The 15,794-nt window shown below is 52.4% G+C and carries 16 protein-coding genes and 1 tRNA gene; 8 read left to right on the top strand and 9 right to left on the bottom strand.

The features are described from left to right. The first annotated feature begins 4 nt into the window (after positions 1-4). Complete coding sequence (gene serS / locus ACFO3I_RS05700; RefSeq protein ID WP_377332460.1) at positions 5-1,300, top strand: serine--tRNA ligase; 1,296 nt, start codon at positions 5-7, stop codon at positions 1,298-1,300. Positions 1,301-1,310: 10 nt separating this feature from the next. Continuing rightward, positions 1,311-1,514: a hypothetical protein gene (locus ACFO3I_RS05695; protein ID WP_377332457.1), complete on the top strand. Its 204-nt coding sequence runs from the start codon at positions 1,311-1,313 to the stop codon at positions 1,512-1,514. Between the two features lie 146 nt (positions 1,515-1,660). On the opposite strand, the gene ACFO3I_RS05690 is transcribed toward ACFO3I_RS05695, so the two are convergent. The 5 genes from ACFO3I_RS05690 to ACFO3I_RS05670 form a co-directional block, all read right to left on the bottom strand. Continuing rightward, positions 1,661-1,996 (bottom strand): TusE/DsrC/DsvC family sulfur relay protein, encoded by a 336-nt coding sequence (locus ACFO3I_RS05690; protein WP_377332456.1) that lies wholly within the window; start codon positions 1,994-1,996, stop codon positions 1,661-1,663. Further along, positions 1,984-2,235, bottom strand: a complete 252-nt coding sequence (locus ACFO3I_RS05685) for a DsrH/TusB family sulfur metabolism protein (protein WP_377332454.1) — start codon at positions 2,233-2,235, stop codon at positions 1,984-1,986. The genes ACFO3I_RS05690 and ACFO3I_RS05685 overlap by 13 nt, the downstream gene beginning before the upstream one ends. Position 2,236: 1 nt before the next feature. Next, positions 2,237-2,590: a sulfurtransferase complex subunit TusC gene (tusC, locus tag ACFO3I_RS05680; protein WP_377332453.1), complete on the bottom strand. Its 354-nt coding sequence runs from the start codon at positions 2,588-2,590 to the stop codon at positions 2,237-2,239. Then, positions 2,590-2,934, bottom strand: a complete 345-nt coding sequence (locus ACFO3I_RS05675) for a DsrE/DsrF/TusD sulfur relay family protein (protein WP_377332451.1) — start codon at positions 2,932-2,934, stop codon at positions 2,590-2,592. Before ACFO3I_RS05675 ends, tusC begins: the two co-directional genes overlap by 1 nt. 72 nt (positions 2,935-3,006) lie before the next feature. Next, the gene (locus tag ACFO3I_RS05670) at positions 3,007-3,675 is read right to left on the bottom strand and encodes a Bax inhibitor-1/YccA family protein (RefSeq protein ID WP_377332450.1); all 669 of its coding nucleotides are present in this window, start codon (positions 3,673-3,675) and stop codon (positions 3,007-3,009) included. Between the two features lie 169 nt (positions 3,676-3,844). On the opposite strand from ACFO3I_RS05670, the gene ACFO3I_RS05665 reads away from it, so the two are divergent. Continuing rightward, positions 3,845-3,935 (top strand) — tRNA-Ser (locus ACFO3I_RS05665). A gap of 136 nt (positions 3,936-4,071) precedes the next feature. On the opposite strand, the gene sppA is transcribed toward ACFO3I_RS05665, so the two are convergent. Then, the gene (gene sppA / locus ACFO3I_RS05660; RefSeq protein WP_377332449.1) at positions 4,072-5,955 is read right to left on the bottom strand and encodes a signal peptide peptidase SppA; all 1,884 of its coding nucleotides are present in this window, start codon (positions 5,953-5,955) and stop codon (positions 4,072-4,074) included. A gap of 193 nt (positions 5,956-6,148) precedes the next feature. Here sppA and ACFO3I_RS05655 point away from each other — a divergent pair, with 193 nt between their 5' ends. From ACFO3I_RS05655 to ACFO3I_RS05640, 4 genes are all read left to right on the top strand, one after another. Then, positions 6,149-8,167, top strand: a complete 2,019-nt coding sequence (locus tag ACFO3I_RS05655; protein ID WP_377332448.1) for an oxidoreductase — start codon at positions 6,149-6,151, stop codon at positions 8,165-8,167. Positions 8,168-8,478: 311 nt separating this feature from the next. Beyond that, entirely contained in the window at positions 8,479-9,711 is a 1,233-nt protein-coding gene (glgC, locus tag ACFO3I_RS05650; protein WP_377332446.1) for a glucose-1-phosphate adenylyltransferase, read from the top strand. Beyond that, complete coding sequence (locus ACFO3I_RS05645; RefSeq protein ID WP_377332444.1) at positions 9,711-11,141, top strand: glycogen synthase; 1,431 nt, start codon at positions 9,711-9,713, stop codon at positions 11,139-11,141. Before glgC ends, ACFO3I_RS05645 begins: the two co-directional genes overlap by 1 nt. A 79-nt stretch (positions 11,142-11,220) precedes the next feature. Next, positions 11,221-11,784 (top strand): NAD(P)H nitroreductase, encoded by a 564-nt coding sequence (locus tag ACFO3I_RS05640; RefSeq protein ID WP_377332443.1) that lies wholly within the window; start codon positions 11,221-11,223, stop codon positions 11,782-11,784. A 266-nt stretch (positions 11,785-12,050) separates the two neighbouring features. Here the strand turns inward: ACFO3I_RS05640 and ACFO3I_RS05635 are convergent, their stop codons facing one another. Then, entirely contained in the window at positions 12,051-12,404 is a 354-nt protein-coding gene (locus ACFO3I_RS05635; protein WP_377332441.1) for a hypothetical protein, read from the bottom strand. A 158-nt stretch (positions 12,405-12,562) separates the two neighbouring features. After that, complete coding sequence (gene asnS / locus ACFO3I_RS05630; protein WP_377332439.1) at positions 12,563-13,963, bottom strand: asparagine--tRNA ligase; 1,401 nt, start codon at positions 13,961-13,963, stop codon at positions 12,563-12,565. A gap of 97 nt (positions 13,964-14,060) precedes the next feature. Here asnS and ACFO3I_RS05625 point away from each other — a divergent pair, with 97 nt between their 5' ends. Next, the gene (locus ACFO3I_RS05625) at positions 14,061-14,441 is read left to right on the top strand and encodes a hypothetical protein (RefSeq protein WP_377332438.1); all 381 of its coding nucleotides are present in this window, start codon (positions 14,061-14,063) and stop codon (positions 14,439-14,441) included. On the opposite strand, the gene bioA is transcribed toward ACFO3I_RS05625, so the two are convergent. Further along, the gene (gene bioA / locus ACFO3I_RS05620) at positions 14,427-15,734 is read right to left on the bottom strand and encodes an adenosylmethionine--8-amino-7-oxononanoate transaminase (protein WP_377332436.1); all 1,308 of its coding nucleotides are present in this window, start codon (positions 15,732-15,734) and stop codon (positions 14,427-14,429) included. The two genes, ACFO3I_RS05625 and bioA, sit on opposite strands and share 15 nt — an antisense overlap. Between the last annotated feature and the right edge of the window lie 60 nt (positions 15,735-15,794).

Raw genomic sequence — 15,794 nt, 5'->3', positions numbered from 1 at the left:
ACTTATGTTAGATGCAAAATTTTTACGCTCTGAATTGGCCCAAACTGCGGCCCGCCTGGCTGAACGTGGCTTTGAGCTGGACGTCGCCACCATTGAACAGCTGGAACAGCAACGCCGTGATCTGCAGGTAAAAACTCAGGATTTACAAAACCTGCGCAATACCAAATCCAAGTCGATTGGTCAGGCGAAAGCCCGTGGTGAAGACATTGCGCCATTGCTGGCTGAAGTGGATGGTTTAGGTGCTGAGCTGGATGCAGCCAAGCAGCAGCTGGACAGCCTGCTGGCTCAACTGGACGCCATTATTCAGGCGATTCCAAACCTGCCACATGAGTCGGTACCGACAGGCAAAGATGAAAGCGGCAACCAGTTGGTACGTAGCTGGGGTGAAGCCCGCAGTTTTGACTTTGATGTCAAAGACCATGTGGCGTTAGGCGAAGCGCTGGATAAAGGTCTGGATTTTGAAAGTGCTGTGAAAATTGCCGGTTCTCGTTTTGTCGTGATGCGCGGCCAGATAGCCCGCCTGCACCGCGCTTTAGCCCAGTTTATGCTGGACCTGCATACCGAGCAGCATGGTTACACCGAGATGTATGTGCCTTATCTGGTGAACTCTGATTCGCTGTTTGGCACAGGCCAGTTACCTAAGTTTGGTGCGGATCTGTTCCACACCAAGCCAGCGACCGAAGAAGGTCAGGGTATGTCACTGATCCCAACCTCTGAAGTGCCGCTGACCAACCTGGCGCGTGATGTGATTTTTGACCTGGCCGAACTGCCAATCAAAATGACCGCTCACACCCCGTGTTTTCGCAGTGAAGCCGGTTCGTACGGCCGTGACACCCGAGGTCTGATCCGTCAGCACCAGTTTGATAAAGTGGAGATGGTGCAGCTGGTTCATCCGGACAATTCATTCACTGCGCTGGAAGAGATGACTGGCCACGCTGAAAAAGTGCTGCAACTGTTAGGCTTGCCGTACCGCGTGATGCTGCTGTGCACCGGCGATATGGGCTTTGGTGCTTGCAAGACCTATGATCTGGAAGTCTGGTTACCGGCGCAGAACACCTACCGTGAAATTTCATCCTGCAGCAATATGTGGGATTTCCAGGCCCGCCGGATGCAAGCCCGTTTCCGTCCGGAAGAAGGCAAAAAGCCAGAGCTGCTGCACACGCTGAACGGTTCAGGTTTAGCTGTGGGCCGTACTTTGGTCGCTGTGCTGGAAAACTACCAACAAGCTGATGGGTCCATTGTGGTTCCTGAAGCATTGCGCCCATACATGGGTGGCAAAGACAAAATCAGCCTGAGCTAAGGGGTTGACGGTGTTGCAGTACCTGATTAAATGGCTGGCGTCTGGCCCGGCTCAGAGACCGATACCTCAGCACAAGGTGGTGCGTAAAGTCAGGCCCAGCCCGACCAAAATCCTGTTGCGCTGGTTGTATTGGATCATTCTGATCTCTATTGCCGTGCTGGTGCTGGTGATCAGCCTCGAAGCTGCAATGACCATGTATAAAAAGCTGCACTAGCAGCTTTATGTACAGGACGTACGGTATGCCGGAATGGCAGGGAGCATTTTCCTGCGATGTACAGGATGTACGGTATGCCGGAATAGCAGGAGCATTTTCCGGCGATGTACAGGATGTGTGGTAGGTCGGACGCTAGTGCGCGTTTATTACAGGCATTTGGCCGGTTTAGGTAAGCCAGCTATGCGGGTGGCTTGTTTCGCTGGTCCTTCCGGAAACAGCAAAAACAGGTATTTGCTGTTACCTTTGTCCGGCCCGAGCTTCTCACCCATGCTTTTTACCAGCAATCGGATGGCGGGAGAGGTTTGGTATTCCTGATAAAAATTCCGCACAAAATGCACCACTTCCCAATGTGGCTGCGTCATCCGGATCTGTTCAAGCTCGGCAAATGCCAATGCCAACTGCTCATTCCACAGGCTCAAATCGGCCAGGTAACCATGTTTATCCAGCGGGTAACTTACCCCTTCAATTGTCAGCTCAGACATAAACTTAGCGGGTTCTCCAACATCAATTGGTGAATTTGTGATTCGTCGTAATAGTGCACAGTCGCAACTGGGTGCAGCCCTCTGACGGCAAGATCTCTGGTTGCCACCACCACAGAGGCTGCGCATGCTGTCAGCTGAGAGAGCAGATAGACAGCGTCATGGCGTAGTAACACCTGGTCTTCTGCACTCAGCCAGTGCAGGCAGGTGGGCAGTTTATTTTGCTGCAAAATAACCAGCATCTCAGGCTCCTATCAGATGGTGCTGTTCAGACAGCAGCTGCCTGAGCCCCGGGCCTTCAAGCAGCTGGACCTGACCTTGCAGCTGTTCAGCACTCAGTTGACGTTGGCGCAATGATTCGGCGCAGACATACAGCTGGTCAATCTCATAGAGCTCAAACAGCTTCTGCCGCGGCCGCACGTCTTTAATGTATAGCTGACGACTGTCTTCACCTTGCAATAGCTGGTAGACAGCATCATCGGTAAACACCAGACTCAGCTGATAATCGACGGCAGCCAACGCCAGCACCAGGTCCTGGGTCTCTCTGGCATACACGCCGTCAAAAGGCGCTTTGGTATGGATCACGGCAATTTTCATCAGAATTGCACCAGTTGGTTGACCTGAGATAACCGCATCGCAAATTCGGCCAGGCCGGCAGCGATACAAGGGGCTGCTATCTGACAGACGCCGCGTTTTTCCGCAGCGGTAACGCAGTACAGCAATGGGATTTGATGTTGCCTGCAGCAGTCGCGTAATAAGGCCGCTAAGTCGGGCTCGTCTGAGGGTAAATCAATGGCAGATGACGCTGCATACACGGCGTCGCGATACAGAAAGACGGAATCGATGGATTGTCCTTGTGCAGCAGACTGCTGAATAAAACTGAGCGCCGATGCAAAGCCCTGGCCTTGCAGCACTGCAGATTGCAGCAACACAGCAATCATATGACCCCCGAAAAAAACAAAGCCCCGACTAAGCGGGGCATTGTACAAAAAACACAGCAGAGCTCAATGCTTTTAGTCGTCGCTGCCCATAATGCCCAGTAATTGCAGCAATGACGTGAACAGGTTAAATACGTTCAGGTACAGGCTGACGGTGGCACGAATGTAATTGGTTTCGCCGCCATGCACAATACGGCTGGTATCGAACAGGATCAGACCTGACATGATCAGCACAACGGCGGCGTTAATGGCCAGGTGCAGAGCTGGGATCTGGAAGAACAGATTGGCCAGGCCCGCCACAATCACCACAATCAGACCGACAAACAGGAAATTGCCCATAAAGCTGAAGTTTCTGCGGCTGGACAGTGCAATGGCAGACAGGGCGAAAAATGCGACCGCGGTCAGACCCATGGCCTGCATAATCAGTTCTGGACCATTGGCCATGGCGGCAAAACGATTCAGCATAGGGCCAATAGATGCACCCATCACGCCAGTAAAGGCGAAGGTCCAAAAGATGCCGCTGGCGCTGTCCGCTTTACGCTGCACCACAAACACCAGGCCCAGGCCAACCAGTGATAACACCAGTGCAACGCCGAAACCAAAATTCATTGCCATCGCGAGACCGGCAGTCACTGCCGAAAACGCGAGCGTCATGGCTAATAAGAAATAGGTATTGCGCAGCACCTTGTTGGTATCACCGACCTGACTGTAGGTACTGCTGTGCATCGTTGGTTGATAAGACATAGACTTTCCCCTCTATGAGTATGTTAATTGCTCTGACCTTATATTACGTGGGAAGTTCAGAAAGAGCCAGCCAGTACTTTGTAAATCAATTCAGACAGTTATCTTATTTTCGTCAAATTGAAAAAATACTTTTACTTTCTCCGCCAATCTGATTAATATACGCGGCGCTGGAGGGATGGCAGAGCGGCTTAATGCACCGGTCTTGAAAACCGGCGAAGGTTAGTAGCCTTCCGAGAGTTCAAATCTCTCTTCCTCCGCCATTATTTAAAAAAAACCGCTTAACGAAAGTTAAGCGGTTTTTTGCGTTCTGGCGGACCAAAAAGAGGAGCGGGCAAAAAAAGACCCGCTAAAAAGCGGGTCTTAACACCTTGGCAGCTAAAGGCTTACCCTGTCTGGTTATTGCACAGCGGTACAGCTGAAGCAGACTGAGTACATGCCTTTTGGATCGTTGAAGTGCTGCAATTGCGCAAAGTCCGACTTAATCTGCGTGCTGATGCGTTGCAGCAGTGGCGCAAAGGCCAGCTCAGATTTGCTCTGCGGCAACAGGGCAGCCATGGCGTCTGACGCAAACAAATTCTTCAGCATTTGCTCACTTGGGCTCAGTTCCTGTTCAATCACTGTGACGTCGTAATGAGCGAGGCCAGCTTTTTCTGCAGCCGAGGCAATGGCTTCGTCAAAGGTACCCAGTTTATCGACCAGTCCCAGTTCCAGCGCTTTGGTGCCAGTCCAGACCCGACCTTGAGCTACTTTATCGACGGCTTCTTTGGTCATGCCGCGGTGCTCGGCCACCATACTGATAAAATCGTCGTAGCCTTTGTTGATCAGCAACTGGAAGATATTTGACATCTCTGGAGTCAGACCTTTAAACAAGGGTAAACCTGCACTTAAACCGGCCAGTTCAGTGGTGCCTACACCGTCAGTGTTCAGACCCAGTACCGGCATGGCGTTTTCCAGCGTATGGAACAGGCCAAAAATACCGATGGAACCGGTAATAGTGGTAGGGGCCGCCCAAATTTCATTGGCCGGCGCTGCAATCCAGTAGCCGCCAGAGGCTGCAACCGCGCCCATAGAAGCAATCACAGGTTTACCTGCCGCTTTCAGTAACTTGATTTCCTGACCTATTACTTCAGAGGCAAAGGCGCTGCCGCCACCGCTGTCGATACGCAAGACGACAGCTTTCACTTTGTCATTCAGGCGCGCGCGACGCAGCAGGGCTGCTGTGCTGTCACCGCCGATAGTACCGGCTTTGGCGTTGCCATCGATAATAGTGCCACGGGCAACGACCACAGCGACTTTATCTGTCATTGGGTTATCAAAGGCAGGCATCAGCATCTGCGACGCATAATCGTCAAAGCTCACTTGATTAAAGCTGTTCTTTTGATTCTCACCGACCAGGGCAATTAAATCCTGACGGAATTCTTCACGGGTTTTGACGGTATCGACCAGCTTGGCATCTAATGCGTATTGTGTCATGTCGCCTGAAACGGCTTGCAACTTCTGGTACAGGCCTGCCACGGTTTCATCGAAATTGGCGCTGTCAAAGCCACGACGCTCAGCCACTTGCACTTTGTAACCGCTCCACAGCTCGGTCAACCAGGCACGGTTGGCTTCTTTGGCTTCTTCTGACATGTCATCGCGAATGAAAGGTTCCACTGCAGATTTGTAGGTGCCGACGCGGAACACATGGGTGGTGACTTTCAGCTTTTCCAGCGCTGATTTGTAGTACATAGGGTAACTGCCAAAGCCCTCAAGCAGCACAGTGCCCATTGGATTCAGGTTGATGCTGTCTGCGTAAGAAGCAAGGAAATATTGGTTTTGGCTGTAGTAGTCGCCAGTGGCAAAGACTTTTTTTCCGTCTGCTTTAAATTGTTGCAGTGCGGCACCTACACGGGTCAGCTTGTCCATAGAGCCAGAACCCAGCGCAGACAAATCCAGCACTATGGCTTTAATACGCTGGTCTTTCGTGGCTGCTTCAATCGTCTTCACGACCTCAGATACCAGCACTTCAGGATTTTCCTCCTGGCCTCCCATGCCTTCGCTGATGGCAGCGTCCAGCGGATCTACATAGGTTTTTTCTTCAACCAGGTTGCCTTCCAGGTTCAGCACCAATGCTGAGCTGGGGGCAATTTCCACTTCGTCACCACCGGAGAAAATAGAGGTCAGGATCACCACCAGAATTAACAGAAAAATGATGTTAAAGGTGAAGTGGCGCAGCAGACTGATGCCGCGCCAGATTGCGCCGAAGTACCGGCGGATAAAACCTTGTTTTTGTTCAGACATAGAACCATTCCTTCAATAAAAATCCTGTCTATCCTTCATGCTAACCAATGTCAGCGTAAAGCTCAGATGGAATTTGTAACCAAATGTGTGCCATCTGTTTCTGGCTTTAGTTCTGCATCGCCTGATAACTTGCACCGCGCTGGTAAAACAGCTACATTCAGCGCATTCAACAGGTATGACCAGAGAGAGTGCCGTGGCGTATCCACACTTATTAGCCCCCCTGGATTTGGGGTTCACACAACTGCGAAACCGCGTCATTATGGGCTCGATGCATACGGGCCTGGAAGAAGAAAAACAGGGTTTTCGCAAACTTGCAGCTTTTTACGCTGAACGGGCCAAAGGTGGCGTTGGCTTGATTATTACCGGCGGTATCAGCCCGAATTTTCGCGGCAATCTGGTGCCTTTTGGCAGCCAGCTCACCTGGTGGTGGCAAGCGGGCAAGCATAAACAGGTGACCCAGGCCGTGCATCAGCATGGTGGCAAAATTTGTCTGCAGTTATTACACGCAGGCCGCTACGGTTATCATCCCTTTAGTGTGGCACCCAGTGCAATTCAATCGCCAATCACGCCTTTTAAACCGAAGGCCATGTCCGATTCGACCATTCGTAGCACTATTGCTGACTTTGCCCATTCCGCGAAGCTGGCAAAAAAAGCCGGCTATGATGGTGTGGAAATTATGGGGTCAGAAGGCTATTTGCTGAACCAGTTTATTTGTAGCCGGACCAATCACCGCACCGATCAATGGGGCGGCAGCTTTGAAAACCGCTGCCGGTTGCCCTTAGAAGTGATTAAACAAGTCCGTGAGGCCTGTGGTCCGGACTTCATTATTATCTTCCGTCTGTCGATGCTGGATTTGGTCGAACAAGGCTCCAGTTATGACGAAGTGGTACAGCTGGCCAAATGGGTGGAGCAGGCGGGCGCGACGCTGATCAATACCGGCATTGGCTGGCATGAAGCCAGGGTACCGACCATTGGCACCATGGTGCCACGAGCGGCCTTTAGCTGGATCACCGAACAGGTTCGTGGCAAGGTCGGCATACCGGTGATTGCCACCAACAGGATCAATACCCCCGAAGTGGCTGAGCAAATTCTTGCCAGCGGCCAGGCCGATTTAGTCTGTATGGCGCGACCGTTTTTGGCGGATGCTGACTTTGTGAACAAAGCTGCTGCCGGGCAATCGCAGTTGATCAATACCTGCATTGCCTGTAACCAGGCCTGTCTGGACCACATCTTCCAGAACAAAAGAGCCAGCTGTCTGGTGAATCCGCGCGCTTGTTACGAGACCGAGCTGAATTTCGACAGCGCCAGCACAGCGAAAAAGATTGCGGTGGTCGGTGCAGGTCCGGCAGGCCTGGCATTCAGTGTGTATGCCGCGGCTAAAGGCCATCAGGTGACCTTGTTTGATAGAGCAAGCGAAATTGGTGGTCAGTTTAATTACGCCAAGCAAGTGCCGGGCAAAGAAGAGTTTTATCAGACGCTGCGGTATTTTTCCGAAATGCTGAAACTGCATCAGGTGAAGCTGGAGCTTGGCCAGGAAAAAACGGCCGAGCAGTTGAAAAACGCTGGCTTTGACGACATCGTGCTCGCCACTGGTATTAAGCCGCGCAGTTTGAAGCTGGAAGGCAGTGATCACCCGAAAGTATTAAGTTACCTCAATGTACTGCGGGACCATGCGCCTGTTGGCGAAACAGTCGCTATTATTGGCGCTGGTGGTATTGGCTTTGACGTGGCCGAATACCTGACTGAACCGCATTCATTGACGCTGCAGCCTGAGCACTGGTTAAAAGACTGGGGCATTGATAAAAGCTATCAGCAGCGTGGTGCGCTGTTAGCTGACGCAGGCTCAGAGCCAGCGCCCCGGAAAGTGTTTTTACTGCAGCGCAAAACCAGCAAAGTAGGTGCAGGCCTTGGCAAAACCACTGGCTGGATCCATCGCAGTTCGCTGAAAAAAAAGAACGTCGAAATGCTGAGCGCAGTTCAGTATGACAAAGTGGATGATGCCGGGCTTTGGATCACTCTGGATGGCCAGCAACGCTGTTTGCCGGTGGACCATGTGGTGGTCTGTGCCGGACAGGAGAGTGAGCGCAGCTTATTTGACCAGCTGAAAGATTCTGGCCAGTCAGTTCACCTGATTGGCGGGGCCGATGTGGCCGCCGAATTGGACGCCAAACGTGCCATCAGGCAAGGGGCTGAACTAGCCGCGCGGTTGTAAGCAGCAGCTTTGTAAGCCAGCCTGAAAACATTATTTTGTAAAAACAGGGGATTTCCCCTGTTTTTTTTTGCCCGCTTTCCCTTACTCTGTACTCTGCATACGAATGCATAGGGACAAGGTGCTTGATAAAGGTGCAATTTTTTCGCGTTGCACTGCTTTAAAACTTCAACGCCTGATCTCAGTGCAACTCGAATGCAGCATGACGCGTGGAGGCGCGGAAGATTGCAGGCTGCAAGGATGTATGATGCATTCTGGGACTTTGGCCCCGGCCTTGCTTAGCAACTAGATAATGTCATACAGGGGAGTGTTCGATGTCAGGCGTACTTACAATGATCTTGGCAGGTGGAGAAGGAACGAGGCTGGCACCTTTGACTGGCGTGCGAGCTAAACCTGCAGTGCCTTTTGGTGGAAATTACCGCATTATCGATTTTGTGCTGAACAACTTTGTTAATTCAGACTTGCTGCAAATCTTCGTGATTACCCAGTTTAAATCCCATTCACTGATGAAACACTTGAGCAGAGCCTGGCGGGTCACAGGCCTGACCAACAGATTTATCGATCCGATCCCGGCCCAAATGCAAACCGGTAAGCACTGGTATCTGGGCACGGCGGATGCTGTCTATCAGAATATTCATCTGATCCATGGCCTGGATCCGGAGCATGTGTGTGTCTTCGGTGGCGACCATATCTACAAGATGGATGTCCGGCAAATGTTGGATTTTCATCGTCAAATGGGGGCTCGTTTGACTGTCGCCGCCATTCCGGTGCCAGTGTCGCAGGCCCATGAGTTTGGTGTGATTGAAGTCGATGCTACCGGCAAAATGATTGGCTTTGAAGAGAAGCCGAAACAAAACCCCAAAACCATCCCTGGCCGGCCAGATTATGTGCTGGCGTCTATGGGTAATTATATTTTTGAAGCCAAAACCCTGGTGGATGTGTTGCACGAAGATGCGGCCAAAATTGATTCCAAACACGATTTCGGACACAACATTATCCCGACCCTGTATCCGGCAGGCGATGTCTACGTGTATGACTTTTCCAGCAATATGATCCGGGGGGAAAAGGAAGAGTCCAAAGGCTACTGGCGTGATGTTGGCACCATTGATTCCTACTACGACGCCAATATGGACCTCATCGCTATTGAGCCACCGCTGAATATGTACAACAAACACTGGCCGCTTCGCAGCTACACACCGCCGATGCCGCCTGCCAAGTTTGTACATGATGAAGCCAACAGAACGGGTCAGGCCATTAGTTCTATGGTGGCAGCTGGCTGTATTGTCAGCGGCTCTATCGTCTACCACTCTATTTTGGGTTACAACACCCATGTGCACAGCCACGCTTACGTTGAGAAGTCCGTGTTGATGGGCAACAACGACATTGGCCGCGGCTGTCGCATCCGCAAGGCCATTATCGACAAAGATGTCAAAATTGCGCCCGGCACTGTGATTGGCGAAGATGAAGTGCTGGATAAACAACGTTTTCATGTTTCCGCAGAAGGGGTTATTGTAATACCGAAAGGGGCTGTCATAGGGTTTGACTGATGCGCGTATTGTTTTTATGCAGTGAATACGAAGGGCTGATCAAAACCGGCGGCCTGGCGGACGCAACCCGGGCTCTGGCCATGGCGTTGCAGCAAGAAGGCGTGGATGTGCGGGTGATGTTGCCCCGTTATGGCAGTTTGTACGGCAAACCACTGGCGCCGTACTGGCAGTCTGTCTATCTGAGTCTGGGCGGTGAGCCAATGGGCTGCGCGGTGCGGCAACTGGCTGGCCAGGAGCTGCCAGTCTATCTGCTGGAGCATCACCAGTTGTTTGGCCGCGAGCGGCCTTACGATGATGGACAGCACGGCTATCAGGATAACAGCCGACGTTTCAGTTTTTTTTGCAAAGCCGCGCTCCAATGGTGCATAGAACAAGACTGGACGCCGGACCTGATCCACGGTCATGACTGGCAGACCGGCGCTGCCGCCTGCTACCTGAAAACCTTGTATCGTGCTGCGTTACCGAATTGCCGTTTTGTTTTTACCGTACACAATGGGGCTTACCAACAGCCTTTATCCAGTCAGGAAGTGCAGGCCAATGAGCTGTCGGGCCTGCATCCGGCTGTGCGGCCCAGTCTGTTAGCTTATGGTTTGAGTTATACCGATAAACTGGTGACGGTCAGCCAGGGCTATGCCGCCGAATTGCTGGAAGAACCTGCCGCCAATGGTCTGAGCCAGATCTATCAGCAGCGCCGGCAGGATTTCAGTGGCATTCTGAACGGGGTGGATGACCAAATTTGGGACCCGGCGATTGACCCTTACCTGACGCATCATTTCAGTGCGGCCAAACTGGCAGGGAAAGCCCTTTGCAAGCAACAGCTGCATGCTCAATATCAGTTGCCGCAGGCTGACTGGCCGCTTTACGTCGCCGTTAGCCGGCTAACCAGCCAAAAAGGCTATGACTACTTAATTCCTGCCTTGGAGCAGTGGCTAATCTCAGCATCTGCTTATGTGGTGATGATGGGCACAGGTGAGTCACGTTATGTTGAGGCTCTGCAGCGGCTGGCGAGTCGTTACCCGGAGCAAGTGCGTTTTATCCATGGTTTTGACGAAGGCTTGTCGCATTTGCTGGAAGCGGCGGGGGATTTTTTCCTGATGCCATCCTTGTTTGAACCTTGTGGTTTAAACCAGCTGTACAGCCTGAAATATGGCACCTTGCCATTGGTCAGGGCCACCGGTGGATTAAAAGACACAGTGCAGGGGCTGGAACAGCCTGCGCCGACCGGGATCAGTTTTGATGCACCGACGCCGGACGCGCTGCTGCAGGCGCTGAACCAGGCACAGCAGTTGTATGCGCAGCCGAAGAAATTTCAGCAAATCCGCAAAAGAGCCATGCAGCAACGTTTTGACTGGAAGACAGCTGCCGCGGCTTACCTGGCGCTGTATCAACAGCTTAGAGAGTGCCGCACTGAGCAGGGCTTAGGCGGTTGAGTGCCTGAGCCAGAGAAAGCTGTTGTCGCCACAAAATAAAGTCTGTTAGCCTTGGTTATCTGTTAGCTGGAGAGCAATTATGGATGCAGTGACCCTTTTAACCACGCGTTATTCTTCGCCACGCCTGACTGAGCCGGCACCTGCTGGTGAAGACTTGCAGCTGATTAAACAGGCCGCATTGCAAGTGCCGGATCATGGTCACCTGCGGCCCTGGCGTTTTGTGGTGTTTAACGGCCGCAGTGCACTGCAGAAACTTGGCGACATCTTTGCCGAAGCCGCGCTGGAAGACGACCCGTCGGTGTCTGATGAAGTGGTGGAGCGGGCTCGTCAGTTGCCGCTGCGGGCGCCTATGGTGATTGCCTGCATTGCCAAATGTGTTGAACACCCGAAAGTGCCGTTTTCTGAACAGGTGCAATCTGCTGCCTGTGCAGTGATGGCGATGCAACAAGCGGCCTTTGCCTTAGGTTTTGGCGGAATTTGGCGCAGCGGCGCTTACACTCAGTATGATTTTGTCAAACAGGCGCTGAGTCTGGGCGAAGATGACGAAATTGTCGGTTATTTGTACCTGGGCACTTGTGCCTTAGACGTGCCGCCCCGTCAGCCATTAAGTCCTGAAAGCTACTTTCAGGATTTTCAGGGCTAATCTTTTTACCGCACAGTATCAGAATTCACCTGAACTAAAACAGTAAACGAACTGAATCTATCCAAAGCGAGGAAAGGTAAAGAACTAAGCAGACCGTCTTTGGCAGGGATGCCAAAGCCGAGCCTACAGGGAACGTATTCACGGCGTGTCTGCGTGGGCTTTGCCTTTTCCGCTGCAGCTGAACCAACTCGTGAATAGATAAGCAGTTTTTGAATAAAAACTGCTTATCTGATCGGCAGTACTCCTCTCGGAGCATGATTTTTTACTTAGAAACCGGTCTCAAAATGTGCAGTCGCCTGCACTTGCTCCCAAGTGCCATCGCTGTACAAGATAGTGGCTTTACCCAGATGTTCATGATAAGGCCGGATTTGTTTATTGCAGCTTAAAGCTGAAGCGGCACAGCCGGATGTCGCGTCCGACCAGAGCACCTGGCTCACGGTTTTGGTTACCCCGGTAATACGCCACAGCGCCAAATTCGTATTGTTATCAAAAGTGAATTCCATTGCGGAGCAATAGCCCACCTGCCATTCATCGTAAGCCGCGGTGTCGACCATGCATTCCATCGAAGCCGCAGAAGCAGCGCCGCTCAGTAAGATCAAAGGTAAAAACAGTTTTTTCATCATGATTCCCTTTTCATTGAATTTTTCCAAAATGGCAACAAAAGTAAAAATTATGTTTACTTGTTTGTCAAGTGGGGAAATTTCACTCTGCCTGTGCGATGCTGAAAAACGCCATAAAAAAAGCCCCGGAACCGGGGCTTTTACTGGAAAGGTGTGAATTAAAACTCGGCGTTGCCTGGTGTGCGAGGAAAGGCGATGACGTCACGGACGTTGCCAACACCTGTGACATAAGACACCAGACGCTCAAAGCCCAGACCAAAACCAGCGTGTGGTACTGTGCCGTAACGGCGCAGGTCACGGTACCAGCTGTAATCTTCTTTGTGCAGACCCATTTCATCCAGACGTTTGTCGAACTGGTCCAGACGCTCTTCACGTTGGCTACCGCCAATAATTTCACCAATACCTGGCGCTAATACGTCCATCGCCGCTACGGTTTTGCCGTCTTCGTTCAGGCGCATATAGAAGGCTTTAATGTCTTTTGGATAGTTTTGCATAATGATTGGCGCGCCCACATGGACTTCGGCCAGGTAACGCTCGTGTTCAGACTGCAGGTCGACACCCCATTCCACCGGGTATTCAAATTCTTTACCGCAGTTTTTCAGGATCTCAATGGCGTCTGTGTAATCCATCCGCACGAAGGATGAATCAATGACTTTTTCAAGACGGCTGATGGCGTCGGTATCAATACGCTCGGCAAAAAACGCCATATCGTCAGCACGTTCGGTCAATACGGCTTTGAATACGTACTTCAGCAAGTCTTCGGCCAGCTGAGCGATGTCTTTCAGTTCCGCAAAGGCGACTTCCGGTTCAATCATCCAGAATTCGGCCAGGTGACGGCTGGTATGCGAGTTTTCAGCACGGAAGGTTGGGCCAAAGGTATAGATTTTCGACAAAGCACAGGCGTAGGTTTCGCCGTTTAACTGACCAGAAACGGTCAGGAAGGTCTCTTTACCAAAGAAGTCTTTGCTGTAATCAATAGCGCCTTTGTCTGTGCGTGGCAGGTTTTCCAAATCCAGTGTACTGACACGGAACATTTCACCTGCACCTTCTGCATCAGCACCGGTGATCAGCGGGGTGCTGATCCAATAGAAACCCTGCTCATGGAAGAAGCGGTGAATAGCTTGCGCCAGACAATGACGGACACGGGCCACAGCGCCAATCACGTTGGTGCGCGGACGCAGGTGGGCTTGTTCACGCAGGTATTCCATGCTGTGACGTTTGGGCGCCATTGGGTAGGTGTCCGGGTTTTCTACCCAGCCGACTACGTCAACTGTGTTGGCCTGAATTTCAAAGGCCTGACCCTGACCTTCAGAACGGGCGATCACCCCTGTGACAATCACAGAACAGGCGGTGGTCAGTTTTTTGATTTCTGATTCGTAATTATTCAGTTCAGCCGGAGCAACGGCCTGCACTGCATCAAAGCAGCTGCCGTCGTGCACGGCTAAAAAGGAAATCCCTGCTTTGGAATCGCGCTTGGTGCGGATCCAACCCTTGACTGTCACTGTACTGCCCAGTTCATACTGACCAGCAAGTACATCTTTAATTACTGCATGCGTCATGCAACTTGCTCCAACTTGCCTTTGTCAAAATGTTAAAAGGCAACATGATACGCAGGCAAGGCCTGAACACAAGTAAAACTTTTAGGGAGGGGTGAAAATGACGGATCGCCAGCAGGCGCTGGGCTCAGGCAACAGAAGACAGGGGCCGGATCTGTGGTTAAAACTGCTGTCCTGGCTGGATTGGCTGTGCTGGATTTTACTGATCACGGCTTTGGCCCTGGCCCATTTGGCCGAGCCGGATTTTGACTCTGGCCTGGTGCGTTACTGGCAAATTCCGCTCGACCCCAATTGGGATCAGACGTTACTTTCTTACAGCAATCCGTTATTTGCCAGTTGTCTGGCGCTCAGCCTGTTTACCCTGGGGCTGCACTGGCGCCGCAACAAACGCCAGACCGACAGCTTGCGGCTAAACCTTTATTTGTTGGTACTCTTCAGCGCCGTCGCACTTTGGTTGCTCTCCGGGCTAAGCGCCCGGTAACACGGCGGCGTCGCTCCAGTCTGGCTGCTGCGATAACTGGCATAGCGCCGTAGTTAAGCGGCTAAGTTCGGCCGGGTTAATTACAAAAGGTGGCATCAGATACAGCAAATTACCAAAAGGCCGTACCCAGACTCCCAAGTCGACACAGCGCTTTTGCACCGCAGCAACATTGAGCGGATGCTGCATTTCAACCACACCAATGGCTCCCAACACCCGCACCTCTTTTACCCCGGCGAAGGTCTGGCAAGGCGCTAATTCTTCACGTAGCTGAGCCTCAATGGCGCTGACCTGCTGCTGCCAGTGGCCCTGCTGTATAAGCCGTACACTGGCGCAAGCCACGGCGCAGGCCAGGGCATTCGCCATATAGGTCGGGCCATGCATCAGGGCGGGCACTTCGGCACTGCTGATACCGCTGGCGATCTTGTCGCTGCAAAGGGTCGCGGCCAGTGTCAGGTAGCCGCCGGACAAGGCTTTGCCCAGACAGAGAATATCCGGGCTGACTCCGGCGTGATTGCAGGCAAACAGGGCGCCGGTGCGGCCAAAGCCAGTGGCAATTTCGTCGGCAATCAGCAGCACCTCGTACTGATCGCATAACTGCCGGGCCAGCCGCAGGTACTCTGGATGATAAAACCGCATGCCACCGGCGCCTTGCAGCACCGGCTCAACAATAAAAGCGGCCAGTTGTTGGTGGTGCTCTGCAAAGAGTTGACGCAGCGCCTGTGCATCCTGGTGCAGGAACGGACCGTCAAAACGGCTTAGCGGCGCAGGCGCAAACAGCTGCCGGGCCAATTGCCCCTGAAACAAACTGTGCATACCGTCTACCGGATCGCAGACCGACATGGCCGCAAAGGTGTCGCCATGGTAAGCCTTGCGCAGCGCCAGAATGCGCTGCTTTTCAGGCTTTTGTTGCCCCAGCCAGTATTGCAGCGCCATTTTCAGTGCTACTTCCACCGCGATAGAACCACTGTCGGCGTAAAAGACTTTGCTTAATCCCTGTGGAACCATCGCCAGCAGCAAACGACCCAGTTCAATGGCGGGCTGATGGGTAAAGCCCCCAAACATCACATGACTGAACTGACTGGCTTGCGTCGTTAAGGCGGCATTGAGCTCCGGGTGATTGTAGCCATGCACTGCAGCCCACCAGGAGCTGGTGCCATCAATCAGGCTGCGGCCATCTTCCAGTTGGATCCGCACACCGGATGCACTGGCAACCGGGTACACCGGCAGCGGATCCGCCAGCGAGGTATAGGGGTGCCACAGGTGGACACGGTCGAACTCGAGTGAGTTGCTCATAAAATAACCTGAAGTAAACTTTGTGAACTGGTTGGCGTTGACAGAGAAGGCCGGGCCGAT

The organism is Rheinheimera marina (assembly GCF_042654345.1).
GTDB classification, from domain to species: Bacteria; Pseudomonadota; Gammaproteobacteria; order Enterobacterales; family Alteromonadaceae; genus Pararheinheimera; species Pararheinheimera marina.
This window is presented reverse-complemented; position numbering and strand designations above follow the sequence as displayed.

Bases quoted from the DNA above. Each gene is read 5' to 3' on its own strand.
- ACFO3I_RS05625 (WP_377332438.1), top strand. From the start codon at position 14,061: ATGACGGATCGCCAGCAGGCGCTGGGCTCAGGCAACAGAAGACAGGGG.
- ACFO3I_RS05690 (WP_377332456.1), bottom strand. From the start codon at position 1,996: ATGTCTGAGCTGACAATTGAAGGGGTAAGTTACCCGCTGGATAAACAT.
- ACFO3I_RS05640 (WP_377332443.1), top strand. From the start codon at position 11,221: ATGGATGCAGTGACCCTTTTAACCACGCGTTATTCTTCGCCACGCCTG.
- ACFO3I_RS05685 (WP_377332454.1), bottom strand. From the start codon at position 2,235: ATGCTGGTTATTTTGCAGCAAAATAAACTGCCCACCTGCCTGCACTGG.
- glgC (WP_377332446.1), top strand. From the start codon at position 8,479: ATGTCAGGCGTACTTACAATGATCTTGGCAGGTGGAGAAGGAACGAGG.
- sppA (WP_377332449.1), bottom strand. From the start codon at position 5,955: ATGTCTGAACAAAAACAAGGTTTTATCCGCCGGTACTTCGGCGCAATC.
- ACFO3I_RS05670 (WP_377332450.1), bottom strand. From the start codon at position 3,675: ATGTCTTATCAACCAACGATGCACAGCAGTACCTACAGTCAGGTCGGT.
- ACFO3I_RS05675 (WP_377332451.1), bottom strand. From the start codon at position 2,934: ATGATTGCTGTGTTGCTGCAATCTGCAGTGCTGCAAGGCCAGGGCTTT.
- ACFO3I_RS05645 (WP_377332444.1), top strand. From the start codon at position 9,711: ATGCGCGTATTGTTTTTATGCAGTGAATACGAAGGGCTGATCAAAACC.
- serS (WP_377332460.1), top strand. From the start codon at position 5: ATGTTAGATGCAAAATTTTTACGCTCTGAATTGGCCCAAACTGCGGCC.
- tusC (WP_377332453.1), bottom strand. From the start codon at position 2,590: ATGAAAATTGCCGTGATCCATACCAAAGCGCCTTTTGACGGCGTGTAT.
- ACFO3I_RS05635 (WP_377332441.1), bottom strand. From the start codon at position 12,404: ATGAAAAAACTGTTTTTACCTTTGATCTTACTGAGCGGCGCTGCTTCT.
- asnS (WP_377332439.1), bottom strand. From the start codon at position 13,963: ATGACGCATGCAGTAATTAAAGATGTACTTGCTGGTCAGTATGAACTG.
- bioA (WP_377332436.1), bottom strand. From the start codon at position 15,734: ATGAGCAACTCACTCGAGTTCGACCGTGTCCACCTGTGGCACCCCTAT.